The sequence below is a fragment of the Caballeronia eucalypticola genome, from assembly GCF_047608185.1.
Classification (GTDB): Bacteria; Pseudomonadota; Gammaproteobacteria; order Burkholderiales; family Burkholderiaceae; genus Caballeronia.
The window spans coordinates 14,570-37,118 of the sequence record NZ_JBLKRU010000020.1; the positions used below are offsets into that span (position 1 = coordinate 14,570).

General features: G+C 60.8%; 20 protein-coding genes. 13 read left to right on the forward strand and 7 right to left on the reverse strand.

Annotated elements, in window-relative coordinates:
* Nucleotides 1-355: 355 nt before the first annotated feature.
* The 10 genes from alaS to ACMX25_RS22345 all read left to right on the forward strand — a co-directional run bounded on the left by alaS (nt 356) and on the right by ACMX25_RS22345 (nt 10,528).
* Complete coding sequence (alaS, locus tag ACMX25_RS22300) at nt 356-2,980, forward strand: alanine--tRNA ligase (protein WP_414952245.1); 2,625 nt, start codon at nt 356-358, stop codon at nt 2,978-2,980.
* Between the two features lie 229 nt (nt 2,981-3,209).
* Complete coding sequence (locus tag ACMX25_RS22305; RefSeq protein ID WP_414952246.1) at nt 3,210-3,446, forward strand: hypothetical protein; 237 nt, start codon at nt 3,210-3,212, stop codon at nt 3,444-3,446.
* Nucleotides 3,447-3,587: 141 nt separating this feature from the next.
* Nucleotides 3,588-4,622, forward strand: coding sequence for a threonine aldolase family protein (locus ACMX25_RS22310; protein ID WP_414952247.1), 1,035 nt, complete (start codon nt 3,588-3,590; stop codon nt 4,620-4,622).
* A 102-nt stretch (nt 4,623-4,724) separates the two neighbouring features.
* Nucleotides 4,725-5,255, forward strand: a complete 531-nt coding sequence (locus ACMX25_RS22315) for an NUDIX domain-containing protein (RefSeq protein WP_414952248.1) — start codon at nt 4,725-4,727, stop codon at nt 5,253-5,255.
* A 101-nt stretch (nt 5,256-5,356) separates the two neighbouring features.
* Nucleotides 5,357-6,511 carry an iron-containing alcohol dehydrogenase gene (locus tag ACMX25_RS22320; protein ID WP_414952249.1) on the forward strand — a complete coding sequence of 385 codons (1,155 nt, stop codon included), beginning with the start codon at nt 5,357-5,359 and terminating at the stop codon, nt 6,509-6,511.
* Nucleotides 6,512-6,514: 3 nt separating this feature from the next.
* Entirely contained in the window at nt 6,515-6,952 is a 438-nt protein-coding gene (locus ACMX25_RS22325; protein ID WP_414952250.1) for an acyl-CoA thioesterase, read from the forward strand.
* 19 nt (nt 6,953-6,971) lie between these two features.
* Nucleotides 6,972-7,925, forward strand: a complete 954-nt coding sequence (locus ACMX25_RS22330) for a branched-chain amino acid ABC transporter permease (RefSeq protein WP_414952336.1) — start codon at nt 6,972-6,974, stop codon at nt 7,923-7,925.
* On the forward strand, nt 7,918-9,093 hold the full coding sequence (locus ACMX25_RS22335; RefSeq protein WP_414952251.1) for a branched-chain amino acid ABC transporter permease: 1,176 nt from the start codon (nt 7,918-7,920) through the stop codon (nt 9,091-9,093). The genes ACMX25_RS22330 and ACMX25_RS22335 overlap by 8 nt, the downstream gene beginning before the upstream one ends.
* Nucleotides 9,090-9,830, forward strand: a complete 741-nt coding sequence (locus ACMX25_RS22340; RefSeq protein WP_414952252.1) for an ABC transporter ATP-binding protein — start codon at nt 9,090-9,092, stop codon at nt 9,828-9,830. The genes ACMX25_RS22335 and ACMX25_RS22340 overlap by 4 nt, the downstream gene beginning before the upstream one ends.
* On the forward strand, nt 9,827-10,528 hold the full coding sequence (locus ACMX25_RS22345) for an ABC transporter ATP-binding protein (protein WP_414952253.1): 702 nt from the start codon (nt 9,827-9,829) through the stop codon (nt 10,526-10,528). Before ACMX25_RS22340 ends, ACMX25_RS22345 begins: the two co-directional genes overlap by 4 nt.
* 1 nt (nt 10,529) lies before the next feature.
* Here the strand turns inward: ACMX25_RS22345 and iolB are convergent, their stop codons facing one another.
* The 7 genes from iolB to ACMX25_RS22380 form a co-directional block, all read right to left on the reverse strand.
* Nucleotides 10,530-11,339, reverse strand: coding sequence for a 5-deoxy-glucuronate isomerase (gene iolB, locus ACMX25_RS22350; RefSeq protein ID WP_414952254.1), 810 nt, complete (start codon nt 11,337-11,339; stop codon nt 10,530-10,532).
* A complete protein-coding gene (gene iolE / locus ACMX25_RS22355) occupies nt 11,336-12,241 on the reverse strand; it encodes a myo-inosose-2 dehydratase (protein WP_414952255.1) in 906 nt (301 codons plus the stop codon). Before iolE ends, iolB begins: the two co-directional genes overlap by 4 nt.
* 3 nt (nt 12,242-12,244) lie before the next feature.
* Entirely contained in the window at nt 12,245-14,107 is a 1,863-nt protein-coding gene (gene iolD / locus ACMX25_RS22360) for a 3D-(3,5/4)-trihydroxycyclohexane-1,2-dione acylhydrolase (decyclizing) (protein ID WP_414952256.1), read from the reverse strand.
* Nucleotides 14,104-16,098 (reverse strand): bifunctional 5-dehydro-2-deoxygluconokinase/5-dehydro-2-deoxyphosphogluconate aldolase, encoded by a 1,995-nt coding sequence (locus ACMX25_RS22365; RefSeq protein ID WP_414952257.1) that lies wholly within the window; start codon nt 16,096-16,098, stop codon nt 14,104-14,106. The genes iolD and ACMX25_RS22365 overlap by 4 nt, the downstream gene beginning before the upstream one ends.
* Before the next feature lie 52 nt (nt 16,099-16,150).
* Nucleotides 16,151-16,969, reverse strand: coding sequence for an ATP-binding cassette domain-containing protein (locus ACMX25_RS22370; RefSeq protein ID WP_414952258.1), 819 nt, complete (start codon nt 16,967-16,969; stop codon nt 16,151-16,153).
* A gap of 37 nt (nt 16,970-17,006) precedes the next feature.
* Nucleotides 17,007-18,182: an ABC transporter permease gene (locus tag ACMX25_RS22375; protein WP_414952337.1), complete on the reverse strand. Its 1,176-nt coding sequence runs from the start codon at nt 18,180-18,182 to the stop codon at nt 17,007-17,009.
* A gap of 179 nt (nt 18,183-18,361) precedes the next feature.
* Nucleotides 18,362-19,414: a sugar ABC transporter substrate-binding protein gene (locus ACMX25_RS22380; protein ID WP_414952259.1), complete on the reverse strand. Its 1,053-nt coding sequence runs from the start codon at nt 19,412-19,414 to the stop codon at nt 18,362-18,364.
* A 223-nt stretch (nt 19,415-19,637) separates the two neighbouring features.
* Between ACMX25_RS22380 and ACMX25_RS22385 the strand changes: the two genes are divergently transcribed.
* From ACMX25_RS22385 to ACMX25_RS22395, 3 genes are read left to right on the forward strand one after another with little or no spacing between them, the layout of a single operon-like run.
* A complete protein-coding gene (locus ACMX25_RS22385) occupies nt 19,638-20,543 on the forward strand; it encodes a MurR/RpiR family transcriptional regulator (protein ID WP_414952260.1) in 906 nt (301 codons plus the stop codon).
* A complete protein-coding gene (iolG, locus tag ACMX25_RS22390) occupies nt 20,533-21,531 on the forward strand; it encodes an inositol 2-dehydrogenase (RefSeq protein WP_414952261.1) in 999 nt (332 codons plus the stop codon). The genes ACMX25_RS22385 and iolG overlap by 11 nt, the downstream gene beginning before the upstream one ends.
* The gene (locus tag ACMX25_RS22395; protein ID WP_414952263.1) at nt 21,528-22,547 is read left to right on the forward strand and encodes a Gfo/Idh/MocA family oxidoreductase; all 1,020 of its coding nucleotides are present in this window, start codon (nt 21,528-21,530) and stop codon (nt 22,545-22,547) included. Before iolG ends, ACMX25_RS22395 begins: the two co-directional genes overlap by 4 nt.
* Nucleotides 22,548-22,549 lie beyond the last annotated feature (2 nt).

The following is a 22,549-nucleotide window of genomic DNA, read 5'->3' on the forward strand; positions in this document are numbered from 1 at the left end:
AAACTGCACGCTGTGGACACTTAGGGTAGAGCGGTGAAAGCGTTTTCTTTGCTTCGTTTCTTTTTCGCTTTGGACAAAGAAATGACGCGCTGCCACGCGCAGTGGCTAATAGTGATAAAGAAAACAGCTAACGTTAAACGCGCAAAAACCTGAAAAGCAGCAAGCCGGGGCACTGACCCAACCCACTGCCACATCAACCTCATCACCTTGCTACGACCGCCGAAACCCACCCCCGTCCACCGGCGCGAGCGAAAACCCCACCTAAACCCCGTATAATCGACAATCCCATTTTGGCACCCGGCATCGTCCCTCGCGCGAGAGCGACCAACCGTACAAAACAGCAGACCTGCACGCCATGAAAGCCGCCGACATCCGCGAGAAATTCCTCAAGTTCTTTGAATCGAAGGGCCACACGATCGTGCGCTCGTCCAGCCTTGTGCCGGGCAATGATCCCACGTTGCTTTTCGTAAACTCCGGCATGGTTCAGTTCAAGGACGTTTTCCTTGGCACGGAGACCCGCCCCTATTCGCGCGCCACGACCTCACAGCGCAGCGTCCGCGCCGGCGGCAAGCACAACGATCTCGAAAACGTCGGCTACACGGCCCGTCATCACACGTTCTTCGAAATGCTGGGCAATTTCTCGTTCGGCGACTATTTCAAGCGCGACGCGATCCACTACTGCTGGGAACTGCTCACCAAGGTCTACGGCCTGCCCGCGGACAAGCTCACCGTCACGGTCTACCAGGAAGACGACGAAGCATTCGCCATCTGGGAAAACGAAATCGGCGTGCCGAAAGAGCGAATCATCCGCATCGGCGACAACAAGGGCGCGCGCTACGCATCGGATAACTTCTGGACCATGGGCGACACCGGCCCGTGCGGCCCGTGCTCGGAAGTGTTCTACGACCACGGCCCGGAAGTGTGGGGCGGCCCGCCGGGATCCCCGGAAGAGGACGGCGACCGCTTCATCGAGATCTGGAATCTCGTGTTCATGCAGTTCAATCGCGACGTCCAGGGCAACATGACGAAGCTGCCCAAGCAGAGCGTGGACACCGGCATGGGCCTCGAACGCCTCGCCGCCGTGCTCCAACATGTGCACAGCAACTACGAAATCGACCTGTTTCAGACGCTGATCAAGGCCGCCGCCCGCGAAACGGGCACGGCGGATCTCACCAACAATTCGTTGAAGGTGATCGCGGACCACATTCGTGCATGCTCGTTCCTGATCGTCGATGGCGTGATTCCAGGCAACGAAGGCCGCGGTTATGTGCTGCGCCGGATCGTGCGCCGCGCTATCCGCCACGGCTACAAACTCGGCCGCAAAGGCGCTTTTTTCCATAAGCTCGTGGCCGATCTGGTCGAGGAAATGGGCTCGGCCTATCCGGAACTCAAGGACGCGCAAACCCGCGTCACGGACGTTCTGCGGCAGGAAGAAGAACGCTTTTTCGAGACCATTGAACACGGTATGTCGATGCTTGAAACCGAACTTGCCACGCTCGACGCCAAGGGCTCGAAGCAGCTGGACGGCGAACTCGCGTTCAAGCTGCACGACACCTTCGGTTTCCCGCTGGACCTGACCGCCGACGTTTGCCGCGAGCGCGGCATCACCGTCGACGAAGCAGCGTTCGACGAAGCCATGGCGCGTCAACGCGAACAAGCGCGTTCGGCCGGCAAGTTCAAATCGGCGCAAGGCCTGGATTACGCGGGTGCGAAAACCACGTTCCACGGCTACGAAGACCAAATTTTCGACGACGCCAAAGTGGTCGCGCTCTACGTTGACGGTACATCGGTGAGAGAAGCGCAGGTCGGCCAGCAGGCCGTCGTCGTGCTCGATCACACGCCGTTCTATGCCGAATCGGGCGGCCAGGCAGGCGATCAGGGCGTGCTCGCGAACGCCGCGGTGCGTTTCGCGGTTGCCGACACCCTCAAGGTTCAGTCCGACGTCGTTGGCCATCACGGCACCGTCGAGCAGGGCACGCTGAAAGTGGGCGACGTGGTGAAGGCGGAAATCGATACGGTTCGCCGTCTTCGCACCGCCCGCAATCACTCGGCGACGCACTTGATGCACCGGGCGCTGCGCGAAGTACTGGGCAGCCATGTGCAACAGAAGGGCTCGCTCGTCGATCCGGACAAGACGCGCTTCGACTTCGCGCACAACGCGCCCATGACCGACGAGCAGATTCGTCGCGTGGAAGAAATCGTCAACGCGGAAGTGCTGGCAAACGCGCCGGGTATCGTACGTGTCATGCCGTACGACGAAGCCGTGAAGGGAGGCGCAATGGCGCTGTTCGGCGAAAAATACGGCGACGAAGTGCGTGTGCTCGACCTCGGTTTCTCGCGTGAGCTTTGCGGTGGCACGCATGTGCAGCGCACGGGTGACATCGGCTTGTTCAAGATCGTGATGGAAGGCGGCGTCGCGGCCGGGATTCGCCGCGTGGAGGCGATCACCGGCGACAACGCCGTGCGCTTCGTGCAGGAACTCGATGCGCGGATTAACGCGGCATCGGCCGTGCTTAAGGCCCAGCCGTCGGAACTTACACAGCGCATCGTGCAGGTTCAGGATCACGTGAAGGCGCTGGAAAAGGAACTCGGCGCGCTGAAGTCGAAACTTGCTTCGAGCCAAGGCGATGAACTCGTGTCGCAGGCGCTCGAGATCGGCGGGGTCTTCGTGCTGGCGGCGCAACTGCCCGGCGCGGATAGCAAGACGCTGCGCGAAACCGTCGATAAATTGAAGGACAAGCTGAAGAACGCAGCCATTGTTCTGGCAGCCGTCGACGGCAACAAGGTCAGCCTGATTGCGGGCGTGACGGCGGAGGCATCGAAGAAGGTGAAAGCCGGTGATCTGGTGAACTTCGTCGCGCTGCAAGTCGGCGGCAAGGGCGGTGGACGGCCCGACATGGCGCAGGCGGGCGGCACGGAGCCGGAAAACCTGGAAGGGGCACTGGCTGGTGTAAATGACTGGGTGAAGAGCAAGCTTTAAGCGTTCAGCCGGTCAGTCGCTTCAACCGATAAAAAGCCCGTTCTGAGTGACAACAGGACGGGCTTTTTTGCATCTGCGCTAAGTTGCTCATGGTCTGAGGCGAACCAGATCACGCCGACCTGATTCCACCATCAAAAACCGCAAGCAAACTGACAGGTACGCGGCTTGCCCTTTCTATGTCAGCGCAGGCATGCAGCTCTGCGCGTTGACTACAAAAGGAACCTGTCTCATGAAACGAACTCTCGTCACACTCGTCGCCGCTTCGTCCATGTTTTTCGCCACGGGTGCCGTCTATGCCAAAGGATGTCTTGAAGGTGCGGCAGTAGGCGGCGTGGCGGGCCATATGGCAGGCAAGCACGGCGCGGTCGGTGCCGCCGGCGGATGCGCGGTCGGTCACCACGAAGCAAACAAGAAAGACAAGAAAGCGCAGCAGGCCGCGGGAACCGATCAAAACGCCGGAAAATAAGTCGTAAGGCGGTCGGCGGACGAAGGGCGAACTGGTACGAGCGTGGCAGTTATGGACGTCTCCGCGGGACGTCTCCGCGTCTTGAAGCGCGAAACGTTAAAATAACCGCCACATTCACCATCGCCCCGGCCCCCTGACCGCATGCAACATTTCGCCTCCGATAACTACGCCGGCATTTGCCCCGAAGCGCTCGCCGCGCTGATCGAAGCCAACAATAGCGGCCACGAGCCGGCTTACGGCGACGATTCCTGGACGCAGGGAGTGTGCGACCGCATTCGCGACTTGTTCCAGACCGACTGCGAAGTTTTCTTCGTCTTCAACGGCACGGCAGCCAATTCGCTGGCGCTCGCATCGCTCTGCCAGTCATATCACTCGGTGATTTGCCACGAACTTGCGCACATCGAAACGGATGAATGCGGCGGTCCCGAATTTTTCTCGGGCGGCTCGAAGCTGCTGACGGCGCCGGGTATCGACGGGAAGCTGACGCCGGATGCCATCGAAGCTATCGTCACGCGTCGCGCTGATATTCACTATCCAAAGCCCAAGGTCGTTACGCTCACGCAGTCCACCGAAGTGGGCACCGTCTACAGCGTGGAAGAAATTCGCGCCATCGCGGCGATCGCGAAGCGCCGCCATCTGAAAGTGCACATGGACGGCGCGCGGTTTGCGAACGCGGTTGCGTCGCTGAATGTGCATCCGTCGGAAATCACGTGGCGCGCGGGCGTCGACGTGCTGTGTTTCGGCGGCACGAAGAACGGTCTGCCGGTCGGCGAAGCAGTGATCTTCTTCGATAAGGCGCTGGCCGTCGACTTTGCGTATCGGTTGAAACAGGCGGGGCAACTGGCGTCGAAGATGCGTTTTATCTCGGCGCCGTGGCTCGGTTTGCTCAACAACGATGTATGGCTGCGCAACGCGCGGCATGCAAACGCGATGGCGCAACTGATGGCCGAGCGGCTGGAAGGCATACAAGGAGTGAAGGTCATGTTCACGCCGCAAGGGAACGCGGTGTTCGCCGAGTTGCCGCCGGCGGTTGCGCAGGCGCTGCGTAATAAGGGCTGGAAGTTTTATCAGTTCATCGGCTCGGGCGGCTGCCGGCTGATGTGCGCGTGGGACACGCTGCCGGAAACGGTGGAGCAGTTCGCCGCTGAAGTGCGCGCGCTTAGCACCGCTCTCTAACCGCTCTCTAACCCCTCTCTAACCCCTCTCTAACCCCTCTCTAACCCCTCTCTAACCCCTCTCTAACTCTTGTGACCTTTTTGGATGCGCTGACCCACGACCATGATCGACTACCATTTCTGTCCACGCGATGCCAACAAGCTGGTCGAACGCACCGATGCAAGCCACGAAGGCGGGCGCGTGCGGCTCGCGTGTCCGGACCCGGAATGCGGCTTCGTGCACTGGAATAATCCACTGCCGGTGGTCGCGGCGATCGTGGAATACGAGGGCAAGATCCTGCTCGCGCGCAACGCGGCGTGGGTCGAGGGCATGTTCGCGCTGATCACCGGTTTTCTCGAAAACGGCGAGACGCCAGAAGAGGGCATCGCGCGGGAAGTGCTCGAAGAGACATCGCTGGTGGCGCAATCGGTGGAACTGGTTGGCGTGTATGAATTCATGCGCAAGAACGAGCTGATCATTGCGTATCACGTGAAGGCGAACGGGACGATCAACCTGTCGCCGGAACTGCTTGAATATCGTCTGGTCGAGCCGGCGAAGCTCAGGCCCTGGCGCGCGGGAACGGGTCACGCCGTGGCGGAATGGATGCGTCGGCGCGGTCTCGCCGTGGAGTATGTGGACCGTCCCGGGCAATAAGCGTTTGCTGCTACATGGCGTCCGCGCCGATTGACGGACTCCCGCTGGACTCCTAACATACCTGACGCTTCACTTAACTGCGTCAACTGCGGATACTCGTCATGGCCTTCATCTTCTACGTCACCCACATCCATCTCGGTTACGACGCGCTCGCTATGCTCGACAGCGAATGCACGCGCGTCGGCATCAAGCGGCCATTGATCATCACCGACAAAGGCGTGCTGGCCGCAGGGCTGGTGTCGCAAACCGTCCAGGCGCTGGACCTGGATGCGGGCGCTGTTCCCATCTTCGATGAAACCCCGTCGAACCCGACCGAAGCCATGGTGATGAAAGCCGCCGCGCTCTACAAAAGCGAAGGCTGCGACGGTTTGATCGCGGTGGGCGGCGGTTCGTCGATCGACCTGGCGAAGGGCGTCGCGATCATGGCGACCCATCCGGGTACGCTGACGGAATACGCGACCATCGAAGGCGGCAGCAACAAGATCACCGCCGACGCCGCACCGCTGATCGCCGTACCGACCACCTCGGGCACCGGCAGCGAAGTGGCGCGCGGGGCGATCATCATTCTCGCCGACGGCCGCAAGCTCGGCTTTCACTCATGGCATCTGTTGCCCAAGTCGGCCGTGTGCGATCCGTCGCTGACTCTCGGCTTGCCGGCCATGCTCACCGCTGCAACGGGCATGGACGCGATCGCGCATTGCATCGAAACGTTCCTTGCACCCGCGTTCAATCCGCCGGCGGACGGCATCGCGCTGGATGGACTCGAGCGCGCTTGGGCGTCGATTGAACGGGCGACGCATGACGGTCAGGATCGCGATGCGCGCCTGAACATGATGAGCGCATCGATGCAAGGCGCCATGGCGTTCCAGAAAGGTCTGGGATGCGTGCATTCGCTGTCGCATCCGTTGGGCGGACTGGTCGTGAACGGGCGCACCGGGCTCCATCACGGCACGCTGAACGCGGTTGTTCTGCCGGCCGTCCTGCGCTTCAACGAAAGCGCGCCGAGCGTGGTGGCCGACAAGCGTTTTGCACGCATGCGCCGCGTGATGAATCTCGCCGCCGACGCCGATCTCGCGCAAGCCGTCAACGACATGACCGGGCGTCTCGGCCTGCCGACGCGCCTGTCGCAAATGGGCGTGGAGCAAGACATGTTCGATAAGGTGATCAAGGGCGCGCTTGCCGATCATTGCCACAAGACGAATCCGCGCGAGGCGAGTGCGGACGATTATCGGCGGATGCTGAAGGAGTCGTTCTGATTTATGAGCCGCCCTGTCCCCACGACGCGCGCGGAGTATCCGCATTTCCTGTCGATCGATACGCGCTGGTCCGATAACGATCTCTACGGCCACGTGAACAATGTGGTGTATTACAGCTACTTCGATACGGTGGTGAACGAGTACCTGATCCGGCACGGCGCGCTCGATCTGAAAGCCGGCAAGACCATCGGGCTGGTGGTGGAAACACATTGCAGCTACTTCGCGTCGCTGGCGTTTCCTGAACGTATCGATGCCGGTCTGCGCGTGGCACGGCTTGGCACGACGAGCGTGCATTACGAAGTGGGCATCTTCAATGCGGAGTCCGAGCAACCCGCGGCGCAAGGGCATTTCGTGCATGTCTATGTCGATCGCGAGTCGCGCCGTCCGGTTCCTTTGCCCGAGACGCTCGTTGCAGCGCTCAAGCCGCTTGTGAACGGTTAGTTAGGATAACGTGGCATCTGTGACCTCGTTCGTTCAGTGGCTCGCGATCAACCTTCTGAACGGAGTGAGCGTCGGGTTGTTGCTGTTCATGCTGTCAGCGGGATTGACGCTGATCTTCAGCATGATGGGCGTGCTCAACTTCGCTCACGCGAGCTTTTATATGCTCGGCGCGTATGTGGGTTACGCGCTCGCGGCGCACGGGGGCTTCTGGTTCGCGTTGATCGTTTCACCTCTGCTCGTGGGCGCTATCGGCGGCTTGTTCGAGCGGTTTTTATTGCGCCGGATTGAAACGCGCGGTGCGCTTGCCGAGCTGCTGCTGACGTTTGGCGCGGCTTATCTGATCGCTGAGGTCGTGAAGCTGGTCTGGGGTCTTGCGCCCATTAGCGCCGTTGTACCTCCTGCTCTCGATGGCCCGTTGTTCACGCTCTACGGCGCCGCATTCCCGCGTTATCGCGCATTCATGATGGGTGTATCGCTGGCCATGCTGCTGGCTTTGTACGCCGTGCTGCGGGTCTCGCGGATAGGGCTCGTGGTGAGAGCTGCGCTCACGCATGCGGCGACTGTCGAGACGCTTGGTCACAATGTGCCGCGTGTCTTTACGCTCGTCTTTGCGACCGGCACGGCGCTCGCGGCGCTGGCTGGTGTGATCGGCGCGCCGTTGTTCGTGATCGAACCTTCGATGGCCGAGAACATCGGACCTATCGTGTTTGTTGTCGTGGTCGTCGGTGGGCTGGGGTCGGTGGGCGGCGCGCTGGTGGCATCGCTTCTGATCGGCTGCGTGCAGACGTTTGCCGTCGGCACTACGTTGTCGCTGGGCGGCATTGCCCGGCTTGCTGGCGCCGTGTTGCCGCCTGCGTGGGCTTCATTGAGCGTCGCGCAGATTGCACCCGTGCTGCCGTATGTGCTGCTTGTCGCAATGCTCGCGCTGCGTCCTCGCGGACTGTTTGGCCAGCGTGGCGACGACGATGCTTAACGCACCTTTCTCTTTGCGTCGGGCGCTTCCATGGCTGCTGCTCGTGGCGGGTCTTGCGTTACCGCCAGTCTTCACATCGCAGAGCGGGCTGCTCGCCTACCTCGCGCAAACCGCGACCATGATCGTGTTCGCGCTCTCGTTCAATCTGCTGCTCGGCGAGACAGGATTGCTGTCTTTTGGTCACGCCGTATATGCGGGTCTTGGCGCGTTCGCCGCTGCGCAAATCTTCAATCGATACCCCGTGCCGCTGCCTTTGCTGCCGTTGATCGCGGGCGTATCGGCGGCGCTGGTTGGCGTTGTGTTCGGCTTCTTTTCGACGCGTCGTGCTGGTACGACGTTCGCAATGATCACGCTGGGTATTGGTGAGCTCGTCGCGGCGGGCGTGTGGCTTGTGCCGGGATGGTTCGGTGGCGAAGGCGGTGTTCCTATCGATCGTGCGAGTGGTCCAGTCATCTTCGGCTTGAACTTCGGGCCTTCGATCCAGGCTTACGCGTTGATCGCCGGATGGTGTCTGCTGGCGTGCGTCGCGATGTTCCTTTTCTCGTGCACGCCGTTTGTGCGCGTGGCGAATGCGGTTCGCGATAACCCCGTGCGCGCGGCGGCTATCGGCTTCGATCCGCGCCGTGTGCGCTTCATGATGGTGATCGTCGCTGCGTTTTTTGCGGGCGTGGCGGGCGGCCTGGGACTGATCAATGTGGAGCTGGCATCGTCGGAAGGGGCAGGGCTCGCGCGCTCGGGAAGCGTGCTGATCGCGGCGGTGATCGGCGGGACCGCAGAATTCTTTGGGCCCGTGTTAGGAGCCGTGGTGCTGACGTTTTTCAGCCTGGCGGTGGGAAATGTATCGTCGGCGTGGGTGGCGTATCTTGGGCTGTTTTTTGTTTGGGTCGTCGTGGTGGCGCCAAAGGGTTTGGTGGGATTTATCGCTGCGCTTTCACGCAAGAGTTGCGTGGTTATCGCGCTCTCATTGTGTGCGGCTGTCGCTTGGGTGCTGGCCATTGCAATAACGATGGAAATCGCCTACGCACTGCAGTTCGATAGTCACGGCGACGGCCTTGCGCACATCGCTGGTTTCCTTCTTGATGGCCGGCGTGCGGCTCCCTGGTGCCTGGCGTTCTTCAGCGCCGCGATTGCTGTCCTGTTCACCCGAAAAGCCCGGAGCGCCCGATGAACACTGCGCTCGAACTAACGCAAATCACGAAGCGTTTCGGTGCAACGCAGATACTTCGCGGCGTCGATCTGAGCATTCGCGAAGGCGAGCGTCATGCGTTGATCGGCCCCAACGGTGCCGGCAAGTCCACTTTGTTCGACCTGATCGCGGGACGCACGCAACCAACGAGCGGGCACGTTGCGTTGAACGGCATCGACGTAACGGGAATGTCGGCGCATCGGCTGGGACGCAAAGGCCTTGCGCGCAGCTTCCAGATCACCAGCGTATTCACGGGTCTCACCGTTCACGATAACGTCCGTTGCGCGGTGCTCGGATCACGCGCGGCGACGTGGAAGGATCGATGGTTCCGTTCGAGCGTGATTGACGAGGCGGCGCATCGGGTGATCGAGGCTATCGGCTTGCTTGATCGTAGCGATGCGCTCGCCACAAGCCTCAGCTACGCCGAATCGCGTTCGCTCGATCTGGGCCTTGCATTGGCCACGGGTGCGTCCGTATTGTTGCTCGATGAACCCGCCGCCGGCATGAATCGCGCCGAAGCCGCGCGAGCGCTCGCGTTGATTCGCGAGACGACGCAGGGCAAGACATTGTTGATCGTCGAGCACGATATGGAAGCGGTGTTCGCACTCGCCGATCGCATTTCAGTGCTTGTACAAGGCCGTATTATCGCAACGGGAACGCCCGCTGACATTGCTGCGGACCCCGTGGTTCGCTCAGCTTATCTTGGCGAAATGTCATGACGGCGCTGCTTGAAATCGACAACCTGAACGCCGGATATGGCGCGAGTCATGTGCTGCATGGCGTGAGTCTACGTATCGGCGAAGGCGAGATCGTGGCCTTGGCCGGACGCAACGGATCGGGCCGTTCGACGCTCGCTAAAGCGCTGATGGGACTGGTGGCCGCGCAGGGGATAGCAGATTTTCGCGGGGTATCGATGCTCGGAAAACGCCCTTATGAAATCGCGCGCATGGGCGTGGGATACGTGCCGGAACAACGCGATGTTTTCCCGACGTTGAGCGTGCGAGAAAACCTGCAGCTCGGAACGAAGCGGGGCGGATCACGTTTCACCATCAACGACGCGGAGCAGCTTTTTCCCGTGCTGAAAGAACGCACTGGCGTGAAAGCCGGGATGTTGTCGGGAGGCGAGCAGCAAATGCTTGCGCTGGCTCGCACGTTGATGGGCGATCCGTCGTTCGTCATCGTCGATGAACCTACTGAAGGGCTCGCGCCACAGGTCGTGGCGCAAGTTTCTTCATGCCTGGCCAGTTTGCGGGACCGTGGCGTGGCGATTCTGTTGATCGAGCAACGCATGAGCATGGCGCGTGATCTGGCGACGCGCGTTGCCGTGATGGGTCATGGCAAGATCGTTTTCGACGACACGCCCGCCGCGCTTGCAGCGAACGAGCGTGTGATCAACGAATGGCTTTCAGTGGGTTAGCTCAAGAAGCCTTGCTATCCCTCTCCACGATCCATTCGTGCTTTGGATCATTTTTAAAATGCCAGGTGCGTTTGTCGCCCGCCATGACGTTCAGGTAGTAGTTGTCGTAACCATACGGCACCACGACAGGGTGATAACCGCGCGGCACCATGACGACATCATGGTCTTCCACGGCCATGGTTTCATCGAGATCGCGTTCGTCGGTGTAGACGCGCTGGAACGCAAACCCTTGCGGCGGGATCAGCCGATGGTAGTAAGTCTCTTCAAGCGAACTCTCCACCGGCACATTGTCCCTGTCGTGCTTGTGCGGAGGATAGCTTGAGGCGTGACCGCCGGGCGTCCTTACCTCGACTACGAGCAAGCCTTCCGCAGGTTCTGTTTGCGGAAGAATATCGCAGACGTATCGCGTATTCGCGCCTTTGCCGCGGGTTGAGCGTTTCATCTGCGATGGCTCGATCAGCCGCGCCGGATACTTGCCCGTAGCGGGCGCACTCGCCACACCGACCTCCGCTGCGCGATCCGCACGAATAGTCGCGGCAAGCTTGGGCGGCAGATAAACGGCGTAGGGCGCGGTCTCTTCGAACACGCTGTCGCGCGAGCCGAGTTTCTCCCATTTATGCTCACCCGCTTCTATGCTCACCGTCCCCGACAACACGACGATGCACACCTCGCGCTTCGCTTCATGTACATGCACGACATCACCCGTTTCCAGCCGATAAGCGGCGAAGCCAACGTGTTTCCATAACGCAGTTTCGGGCGTGACGCGCGCGATAGTCTGGCCTTCGCGCGATGCCTTGACGAGCAGGCTCATGCTGCCTCCTGAAGTGTTTGATCGACCAGCGCGCGCAGCGTCTTGTAGCCTTTTTCGGCGTACGCATAGCTGGTCGCAATAACGGGATCCTGCTCGGCCTCAACCACGAGCCAGCCGCGATAACCGTGCTGTTTCAACCGGGCGATGATCGATGGAAAATCTACTGTACCGTCACCCGGAACGGTGAACGCCCCGTTGATCACGGCTTCCAAAAAACTCCAGTTCCGGTTCCGCGCAAGCTTGATGATTTCCGGCCTGACATCCTTGCAATGCACATGGCAAACGCGTTCGATGTGCTTGTTGAGCATCGTCATCGGATCGCCGCCCGCAAACGTAATGTGACCGGCATCGAAGAGCAGGCCCACGGCTTCATTGGTGAGGCTCATCAGGCGATCGACGTCGGCAGGCGTCTCTACATACGCGCCCATGTGATGGTGATAAGCCACGCGAACGCCGCGCGAAAGCGTGTATTCAGCGAAGGTGTTCAAGCGTGTTGCGTACTCGTTCCAGCGGTCATCGGAGAAGAAACGCGGTCGTTGATACAACGGTCGCGGCGCGCCCTGGATCGAGTCCGATACTTCGCCGTAGACCATCACCGTCGCGCCGTTTTTTGCGAGCAGGTCGAGATGCGGACCTACAGCCGCGATCTCGTCTTCGGCGCTGCGTTCGGCGAGCCGCCCCGAGTACCAGCCCGAGACAAGCGCGAGGTCGTATCCGGCGAGCAGCGTCTTCAACGCTTCGGGTTTGCGTGGAAATTTGTTGCCGAGTTCAAACCCTTCGTAGCCGATCTGTTTGCCTTCGGTCAGGGCAACGCTTAGCGGCGTCTCACCGCCGAGCGAGGGCAGGTCGTCGTTCATCCAGGACAGCGGATTGATGCCGATCCGTACATCGAACGTGCTCATCGGTTATTCCTTCGTGCGCTTCGAACGCGCCGTGATTTCGTGTTCATAGTTTGCGCGCGCCGAGCGCACCGCTTCACGCGACGACACTTCAGGCACCGCGACTTCCCACCACCAGCCGCCTTCTTCCGTGGGACGCGCCGGATCGGTGTCGATGCTGATCAGATAAGAGCGAGTAGAGGCCCGTGCACGTTGCATCGCGGCTTCGAGTTCGTCGATATTCGCCACGTGCTCAGCACTCGCGCCGAGCGAGCGCGCATGCATCGCAAAGTCGATAGCAGGTGCGCCTTCGGGACCTTGGCGGCAATCGTCGGTCAGGTTGTTGAACGGCGCGCCGCCGCATGCCTGCTGCAAGCGATTGATACAGCCATATCCGCGGTTATCGAGCAGCACGACAATCAGCTTTGCCCCAAGCATGACGGACGTAGCCAACTCGCTGTTCATCATCAGATAGCTGCCATCGCCGACAATCACGATCACTTCACTCTCCGGCCGTGCGAGTTTCGCGCCGAGCCCGCCGGCAATTTCATAGCCCATGCACGAGTAGCCGTATTCGACGTGATATCCGCCCGGTGTGCTCGTGCGCCAGAGCTTTTGCAGATCGGCCGGCAGCGTTCCCGCAGCGCAGACCACCACGTCATGCGCTGCCGATTGCGCGCTGGAGCGCTGGACGGCACCAATCACATCGGCTTCGCGCGGCAAGGTGTTGTCGTCTTGAGGCGCGTTCGTCACCTGGTCGACGGTGGCACGCCAGCTATCAGCAAGTTCATGTGCGCGTGCGGTCCATGGCGGCGACGCACGCCAGTCGTCGAGCGCGGCGCTCAATGCATTAAGGGCAAGACGTGCATCGGCTTCCACCGATAAAGCGCCTTGTTTCAGGGCGTCGAATGCATTTGCATTGATACCGATGATTCCGGCCTGAGCGAACAGCGTGTTCGATCCGGTCGTGAAATCCTGCAGCCGCGTTCCGACCGCGATCACGCAATCGGCGTCGTGCGCGAGTTCGTTAGCCGCCTCCGATCCCGTCACGCCGATACCGCCAAGATTCAGCGGATGGTCCCATGCAAGCGCACTTTTTCCGGCTTGTGTTTCGGCAACGGGGATGCCGTGGCGCTCGGCGAAAGAGCGCAATGCATCGGTTGCCAGGCCGTAGAGCACCCCCCCGCCCGATACGAGCAACGGCTTTTTAGCCGCGCGCAAAGCGGCGGCGGCCTGCGCAATTTCTTCATTGATGGGCGAGGGCGCGTGGAACGGAATAACACGCGGCTCGAAGAACGACGCCGGATAGTCGTAGGCCATCGCCTGCACATCTTGCGGCAGCGCGAGCGTCACCGGTCCGCACAATGCGGCGTCCGTCAGTACACGCATCGCGCGCGGCAACGCGGTCAGCAATTGAGCCGGATGCACGATGCGATCGAAGTAACGCGAGACGGGTTTCAACGCATCGTTCGCGGAAATACCGCCATCGGCGAAATCTTCTACTTGCTGCAAGACGGGATCGGGGGCGCGTGACACGAACACATCGCCGGGCAGCAACAACACCGGCAGCCGGTTCACGTGCGCGAGCGCAGCGGCCGTAACCAGGTTCGTCGCACCGGGACCAATGGACGTGGTCACCGCCATCATGCGGCGCCGAAAGTGCGCTTTCGCGTACGCAATAGCCGCATGCGCCATCGCCTGCTCGTTATGCGCTCGATAGGTCGGCAACGTCTCGCGATGCGCGTACAACGCCTCGCCAATGCCTGCCACGTTGCCATGCCCGAAGATCGCGAAGACGCCGCCGAACAGCGACTCGCCATCAGGCGTTTGCTGTGCGGCGAGATAGCGGACCAGCGCTTGCGCGGTGGTTAATCGAAGCGTGCTGTTCATGCTGCCTGCTCCTGCGTATGTGCTTGCGTGGCGTTCTTTGTCCGTGCCTCGCGCCATGCATCGATCAGCGTTTCGAACGTATGCCTGACGCGCGCGATGAGTTCGGCGTCGTCGATGGAACCCGCCAGCCACGCGTGACTCGGCTCATGAAAGATCGTCCTGCCCACAGTAAATCCACGACACGTCTTCGACAATGCCGCCGCCTTGAAGCCCTCGCACAGTTGATCGACGGCGGCGGACAAGCCGAGCAGAACAACGCCGCGGCATGCCGGATCACGCTCGGCAATCAGTGCATCGACCGCTTGCCACTGCGTCGCGCTCATGGGTTCGAGCTTCCACCACTCGGGATAGATGCCAAGGTTGTAGAGGCGTTTCAACGAGCGCAACACGGTATCGTCCGCGATCGGCGGTCCGTTCTTTGGCGTGATTACTTCGAGCAATAGTTCATGCCCGCTGGCCTGAACCGCATCGTATAGCGTGCGAATCTGCGCTTCCTGTTCGAGGCGAAGATCGTGAGGATGATCGGGGTGATAGTGAACCAGGCACTTCGCCACATGCTCGCGCGGCCACTCGATCAGCGTCGTGCCGATAGACCGGCCATGATCGAAAACAAGCGGCATCGAGCCGGGCAATTCCACCGGGCGGCCGATCCACCAGCCACGGCCCGTTGCCGCGTTCAACGCATCCTGACCATAGCGGTCATCGATCAATACGCCGATGCGTCCTTCGAGTCCGCGTTCCTTTTCCGTCTGCGCCACGGCTTCCACGAACAAGGCCTTGAGGGCGGCGATACGCGTTTCATCCGCGCCGGTTTGCTGCGCGAGATCGAAGAACTGGTTGCGGTGATCGAAGGCAAAACCGAGCACTTCGTCCCATGTTTTACGAGCGGGCGTCACACGATGCAGGCGCGCAAGCGTGGCATCACGATCGGGCCTGCGCATGCGGACAGGATCGGCTTGCGCGGCATCGAGGAAATAGCTGAGTTCGGCAGGCGTTGGCATGGCAGGCGCGCAACCATGACGCGATACAACCAGTCCACCGCACGCATTCGCCGTGCGCGCACAGACTTCCAGCGGCTCGTCTCGCAGCCACCCGGCGAGGAAGCCGGACGCGAAGGCATCGCCCGCGCCGAGCACATTCAGCACTTCGACTTCAACGCCGCGATAGACCGGCGCATCGTCAATAGAAACCGGCACATCGCCATCGATGATCGAGCAGCCCATCGGTCCACGCTTGACCACGAGCATGGCGTCCGTCACCGCGCGCACGGCCGTGAGCGCATCGATCATCGTGTCCTTGCCGCCCGCAATCCGGAACTCTTCTTCCGTGCCGATCACGAGATCCATCAAAGGCAAGATGCTTTGCAGATGCGCGGTCACGCCCTCGTTCGCGACGAACCGCGTCTCGCCGTCGGCTTTACCGGTGAGCCCCCAAAGTACCGGCCGGTAATCGATATCGAGCACCGTGCGAACCTGGTTGCGGCGCGCGTAATCGAGCGCGCGGCGGCTGGTGCGATTGACCTGGTCAGTGGAGAAATGCGTACCCGTAATCAGCAGCGCTTTCGATGAAGCAATGTACGCTTCGTCGAAGTCGTTTTCATCGACGGCCATGTCCGCGCAGTCATCGCGATAAAACACGAGCGGGAACGTATGGCGGTCTTCCAGGCCCAGCAAGACCAGACCGGTCAGCCGAGCGTGATCGATCCGAACGTGACTCGTATCGCAGCCCTCGCGCTCCAGCGTCTCGGTGAGAAAACGGCCCATGTGGTCGTTGCCGACACGCGAGAGCATCGCGGATTTGAGGCCGAGCCTCGCGCACCCGAACGCGATATTCGCCGACGACCCGCCGAGATATTTTGCGAAGCTCGACACGTCTTCGAGCCGTGCGCCGACTTGCTGCGCGTAGAGATCGATCGCGAGCCGCCCGAGGCAAACGATGTCGCGGGTTCGCCCTGTTGCAAAGCGCGATCCGGTTGATGATTGCAATGCCATGTTCGATCCTGTTCTGTAGATGACGAATACTGCGGTGGCCGCGCGTGCCGGCTCAAGCCGGTGCGTCTTCCAGTTCGTTCATCATTTGCTGCATTTCGGCGCCGCCCGCCATCATGTCGAGGACTTCGTTCTTGGTGATCGTGTCTTTCGTGAACGTACCCATCGACTTGCCGCGATTGAGCAGCGTGAATGAATCGCCAATGGGATACGCGTGATGCACGTTGTGCGTGATGAAGATCACGGAGATGCCTTTCGCGCGCGCCGTGTGGATCAGCTTGAGCACGTTGAAGCTCTGCTTCACGCCGAGCGCTGCGGTGGGTTCATCGAGGATCAGCACGCGCGCGCCGAAGTGGATCGCCCGTGCAATGGCGAGACATTGCTTTTCGCCGCCCGACATCGTGCCAATAGGCTGATGCGGGTCACGCACGTTGATGCCCATTTCGGCCAGCCGCGCACGCGATGTTTCTGCGGCGAGGTCCAGGTCCATCACGTTGATAAAGCCAAAACGTTTTTTCTGCGGCTCGCGTCCCATGAAGAAGTTGCGCGCCACCGACAGCAGCGGCACGAGCGCGAGATCCTGATAGACCGTTGCAATACCCAGGTCGAGCGCTTCTTTCGGCGAGCCGAAACGGACCGGGTTGCCATCGACGAGATACTCGCCGGAGGAGGGCGCATGGACACCGGCGAGCGTCTTGATCAGTGTCGATTTACCGGCGCCGTTGTCGCCGAGCAGGCAGTGCACTTCGCCGCGTCGCAGGCGCAGCGTGACGCCGTTCAGCGCGATCACCTTGCCGAAAAACTTGCTGACGTTTTCCAGCGCGAGGATGATGTCGGCGGGCGCGGGCGGTGCGCTCTGGATCGAATCAGACATGGTTCTTCTCCTTATTGAGCTTGTTTATTGGGCTTGTTTATTGAGCCTGTGATACCCGACGGCGCACGTAGTGATTGAACAGCACGGCGATCAGCAGCATCATGCCGAGGAATACGCGGAACCAGTCAGAGGGCACGCTGGTGTAGCCAATGCCAATCTGAACCACGCCGAAGATGAGCGCGCCGAAACACGCGCCGACTACCGAGCCATAACCGCCGGTCAACAACGTGCCGCCAATCACCGCGGCGATGATCGCCTCGAATTCCTTTTCAAGGCCCCGGTCGGCCGCTGCCGAACCGATATCGCACACTTGCAATACAGCGAACAGGCACGCACAGAATGCGGTCAGCACGAACAGCGAGATCTTCACGCGCCGCACCGGCACGCCGACGTTCTTGGCCGCTACCGCATCGCCGCCGGCTGCGAAAATCCAGTTGCCGAAACGGGTCTTGGCGAGAACGAACGCGCCAATGGCGGCAAGCACGACCCACCAGAGGATCACTTTCGGAATGCCCGGTACGAGCGGCTGGCCGTTATCGAGCATCTTCAGGATTCCTACGTGGCCCAGCCACACGAATAAATCTCGCAGCGCGACACCATGGAAAAGGGTATTCGCAAGCCAGTCTTTCGCGGCAATGTCGCCTACGCCGGAAACGATGGTCCGGTCGGCGAACATGATCGAAAGGGCGAGCGTCAGGCCGCGCAAAATAAACAAGAAAGCGAGCGTGACGATGAACGATGGCAGCCGTGTGCGCATGACGATATAACCGTTCAACGCGCCAAGCAGCATGCAACCCGCGAACGCGAAAATGATCGCGAGCCAGATCGGCCAGTGGAAATAGACGCTAGGAATGGCGACCATCATCCCGGCAAAGCCGATCATCGATCCGATCGAGAGGTCGAACTCGCCGGCAATCATCAACAGGCAGGCGCCGACGGCGAGGATGCCAAGGTAAGCGGACACCTGCGACCAGTTCATGATGCCGTCGAGATTGAACATGCCCGAGCTGCCGGCGGCGACTCCGAACACGACAAAGACAAGCACGGCGCCGGAGATCGCGGCGAATTCCGGCCGATTCAGGATGTGCCCGAAACGGGATTCGCGGCGGACGCGTTCGTCGGCGGACGCGGTGACGGTGGATGAACTCGATGTCGCGGCGCCGTCAGACGGCTTGCGATGTCCCGAGAGAATAGGTTTTCCGGCTACGCCCATGATGTCTCCTTCGTCTTTCATTCGCGATGCGGCGTGGGTTCACAGGGCGAACATGCTGATGCGCGAGCGATACAGGTGAATGGTGCGGATGACGTGATGAATGCCTGAAGGTGTGTTCGAAGATGGCGGCGCGGCTTTGCTACATGCTTGAGGTCAGGCTGACCGCGCCGCCATCGGGTTCATCTGTACTGACCTGCGTACTTGAGTACCTTGTCGACGTTGTCCTTGGTAATAAAGCCCGGACCGGAGCCGATATTGCGCGGCCCGTAGGACGGTGCGAGCCCGTAGGTTGCCAGCCGTTCCTTGAACTTCGGATTCGCTTCCAGGGCCTGGCGAATCTTGACCGGATCGGTCGTGTGATCCTTCTTCACGATAGCCAGCACCGCGACCGGGATATAACCCTGCAAGTACGGCTGCTGGTCGATGGCGAACTTGATCGTGCCGTCCTGGATCGCCTTCGCGATGTCGCTATCGAAGTCAAACGTCGCGAACCAGAGCTTGCCCGCCACGCCCATCTGCTTGAGCGCCTTGATGGTCGGGTCCGCCGAGAGCGGGCCGAGTGCGAGCACGGCCTGCGTATCCGGGTGATTACGCAAATACGCGCTCACCTTGGATTGCACCGTTGTCGGATCCTGGCCTGCGTCCAGGGTGGACGCCTTGAAATCGACGCCAAGCGCTTCGGCGAAACCCCGACAACGCTCGAACGACGCCGGGTTCGTCGCATAGTGGTTTACACACAGGAACGACTTGATGCCCGCCGCCTTCGCCTTCTCGCCGGCCGCTTTACCCGCCGTGTATTCAGGCTGGCCGACGTGCATGATCGCGCCGAGCTGCGCGCTTTGCTCTTCGGTGCCGGAGTTGATCGTGACAAGCGGGATGTGCTTCGCGGTGACTTTGGAGATCGACCCCTTCAGAACGTCGAAGTCGGCAATCGTGACGATCACGCCGTCATAGTTGCGTGCCGCAGCTTGTTCGATCAGGCGCGCCATATCGGCAATATCGCCGTTGGGCGGGTTGCGGTAATCCGTCTGGACATTGAAGTCCTCGTCCGCCTGTTTGATGGCGTTCTTGATCGTGTTCCACCACGAGTCCGAATCCGGCGCGTGGCTGATCAAAACGAAGTGGCCGTCAGGGGCGGCGTGCGCTGCCTGACCGCTCAATGCCGCTGCGCCGCACAACGCAGCGGCAGCCGCGAGCGCGCGCAGAGCGCCTCGGCGATTGCTAAGTTTCATTGTCTCCACCTATCACGGTTGTTGTTCTGAATGAGCATCCGGTGTCTTGCGTACGGCGCTTATCGCCGTTCGACGTCCCTTGGCTCAGGACCAAGATTAGGACAAGTTTCGTCGCTCTGCAATAGGAAGTTTAACTAGCCGAAGTTTGGAAAATTAATTCCATTTGTTCGTTCTGGTATCTATAATCGGTTGCATCGAATACAGAACCAACCACGAGCGCGGCATGCAGGAAGACACGCAAGACACGCAAGACACGCAACAGACGGCTGAAATCCCGACAGTCGATGAACTCATGCAGCGGATCGCCGAAGCCTACGACGCGTTGCCGCGCCAGCTGAAAAGCGTGGCGACGTACATCGAACAACATCGCAGCAACGTGATGATGGATCGCACTGGCGACATCGCCAGCGCGTGCGGCGTGCATCCCTCGGCTGTCGTGCGCTTCGCGCAGCGCTTCGGTTTCTCGGGCTTCTCCGACCTCCAGGCAATCTTCAAGCAGGCCTACACGGGCCAGAACGGTTCCGCTCAGAGCTATCAACAGCGCATCCGCAAACTCATCGATGAAAAGCCGGGCAAGTTGTCGGGCGGATCGGTGGCGCGCGAATTTATCGCGGCGAGCCGGAGCGGGCTGGAGGAACTCGAAGCGGGTCTCGACGACGTCCAGTTCGAAGCCGCCGTGAAGATGCTGGAGCAGGCCGAGAATATCTACGTGATCGGCGTGCGGCGCTCGTTTCCGGTGGCGAGTTATATCGTCTACGCGCTGCAGCACACGGCTAAGCGCGTGCATCTGGTGTCGGGTTTCGGCGGCATGTATCGCGAACAGATCCGCAGCGTGAAGAAGGGCGATGTCGTGGTCGCAATCAGCTTCGCGCCGTATGGCAAGGAAACGCAGTATTGCGTGCGCGCCGCGCAGCATCACGGCGCCAAGACATTGGTGATTACCGATGGCCAGCTTTCGCCGCTCGCGCGTCACGCGAGCGCGCATTTGTTCGTGAAGGAAGGCAGCGCGTTTGCGTTCCGTTCGCTCACGAGCACGATCTGCTTGTGCCAGGCGCTGTTTATCGCGCTTGCGTACCGGCTTGAACTGAACGTAGAAGAATCAAGGGAGACAGGCGGCTATGACGATTGATGTGGCGGTGTTCGGAGCAGGGCGGATCGGCAAGATCCATGCGGCGAATCTGGCGAAGCAGCCGGGTGTGCGCCTGAAGTACGTAGTCGATGTCAACAAGGAAGCCGCTGCGGCATTGGCCGCGCTTCACGGCGCGCAAGTGGCCGATGTGGAAGGCGCACTCGGCGATGCATCGATAGGCGCAACCGTCGTGTGTTCAAGCACGGACACGCACGCTGACCTGATCCTGAAATCGGCGGCGCAAAAGAAGCATGTGTTCTGCGAAAAGCCCGTGGACCTCACGCTCGAACGGGCACGCGCGTGCGCCGATGCCGTCGCGAAAGCCGGCGTGGTCTGCATGATCGGCTTCCAGCGCCGCTTCGATCCGACCTTTGCGGCATTGAAGGCGCGCGTCGAGGCGGGTGAGATCGGCGATCCGGAAATGCTGGTGATCACGAGCCGCGATCCGGGCGCACCGCCGGTGGAATACATCAAGCATTCGGGCGGCATTTTCAAGGACATGCTGATCCACGATTTCGATATCTTCCGCTGGATGCTCGACGATGAAGCCGACACCCTGCACGCAACCGGAAGCTGCCTGACGGATCCGGCGATTGCGGAGGCGGGTGATATCGATTCGACGGCTGTCACGATCCGCACTAAACGCGGCCGTTTGTGCCAGATCAACACGGCGCGGCGCGCGGCGTACGGATACGACCAGCGCTTCGAACTGCTTGGCAGCCAAGGCATGCTGCAAGCCGGCAATGTGCGTCCGACTGAAGTCACGGCGTATTCGAAGACCGCTGTATCGAATGACGTGCCGGAAGCGTTTTTCCTCGAGCGTTATCGTGCGGCGTACGCACTGGAAATCGCTCATTTCTTCGATGCCATCCAGGAAGGAAAGCCGGTTCGCACGACGGTCGCGGACGGCCTGAAGGCGTTGGAACTCGCTGAGGCGGCTTCGCGGTCCTGGCGTGAGGGAACGATCATCAAGCTGGGGGCGGCATGAAGGCGCCCGTGCGAATTGGGATTGTCGGATTGGGACGATTGGGCCAGCGCCACGCACGAAATCTCGCGTGGCACGTACCGGGCGCAACGCTAGCGGCCGTTTGCAGTCCGGTCGCGTCAGAACGCGAATGGGCCAGCGCCAACCTGCCCGAACTCGCGCTTTACGACGACTATGAATCGATACTAAAAGACGCATCGATTGATGCCGTCTGGCTCGTTACGCCGACATCGCTGCATGCCGACCAGATCATCGCCGCGTTGCGCGCGGGCAAGCATGTGTTCTGCGAAAAGCCGTTGTCGCTGGATCTGGAACAGTGCGATCGCGTGATTGAAGAGAGTGCGCGCTTTCCGCATCTGCACGTGATGATCGGCTTCGTGCGCCGTTTCGACGCCAGTTATCGCGACGCCTTCAACAAGATCAGCGAAGGCGCGATCGGCCGGCCGTTCATGGTCCGCTCGCAGACCGTCGACAAGAACGATCCCGATGGCTTTTTCGTGCGATTCGCCCCGACATCGGGCGGACTGTTCCTCGATTGCAGCGTCCACGACATCGACCTCGCGCGCTGGATGCTGGGCAATCCGCGCGTCACGCGTGTCTTTGCGAGCGGCACGATCGCGATCCACGAAGGACTGGCGGAATGCGGCGATATCGACAACGGTGTCGCTATCTGCGAATTCGAGGGCGGCCGGATCGCGGTGTTCCAGGCATCGCGCACCAGCGCCCACGGTCACGATACGCAAACGGAAGTGGTCGGAACGGGCGGGGCGTTGTCGGTGGGACACAATCCGCGGGTCAATCGTGTAGAAATCTACGATGCCGGCGGCGTGCGCAACGAATGCACGCCAACGTTCTTCGAGCGCTTCGAGCACGCGTTCCTGCACGAAGCCGAGGTGTTCGTGGCGTCGCTGAGCGGAGGCCCCGCTACGGGTCTGACGCTTAACGACGCGCGCGAGGCTACACGTATCGGGATTGCGATGCGGGAGTCCCTGGCTAAAGGCCAGGCGGTGAATCTTTAAGC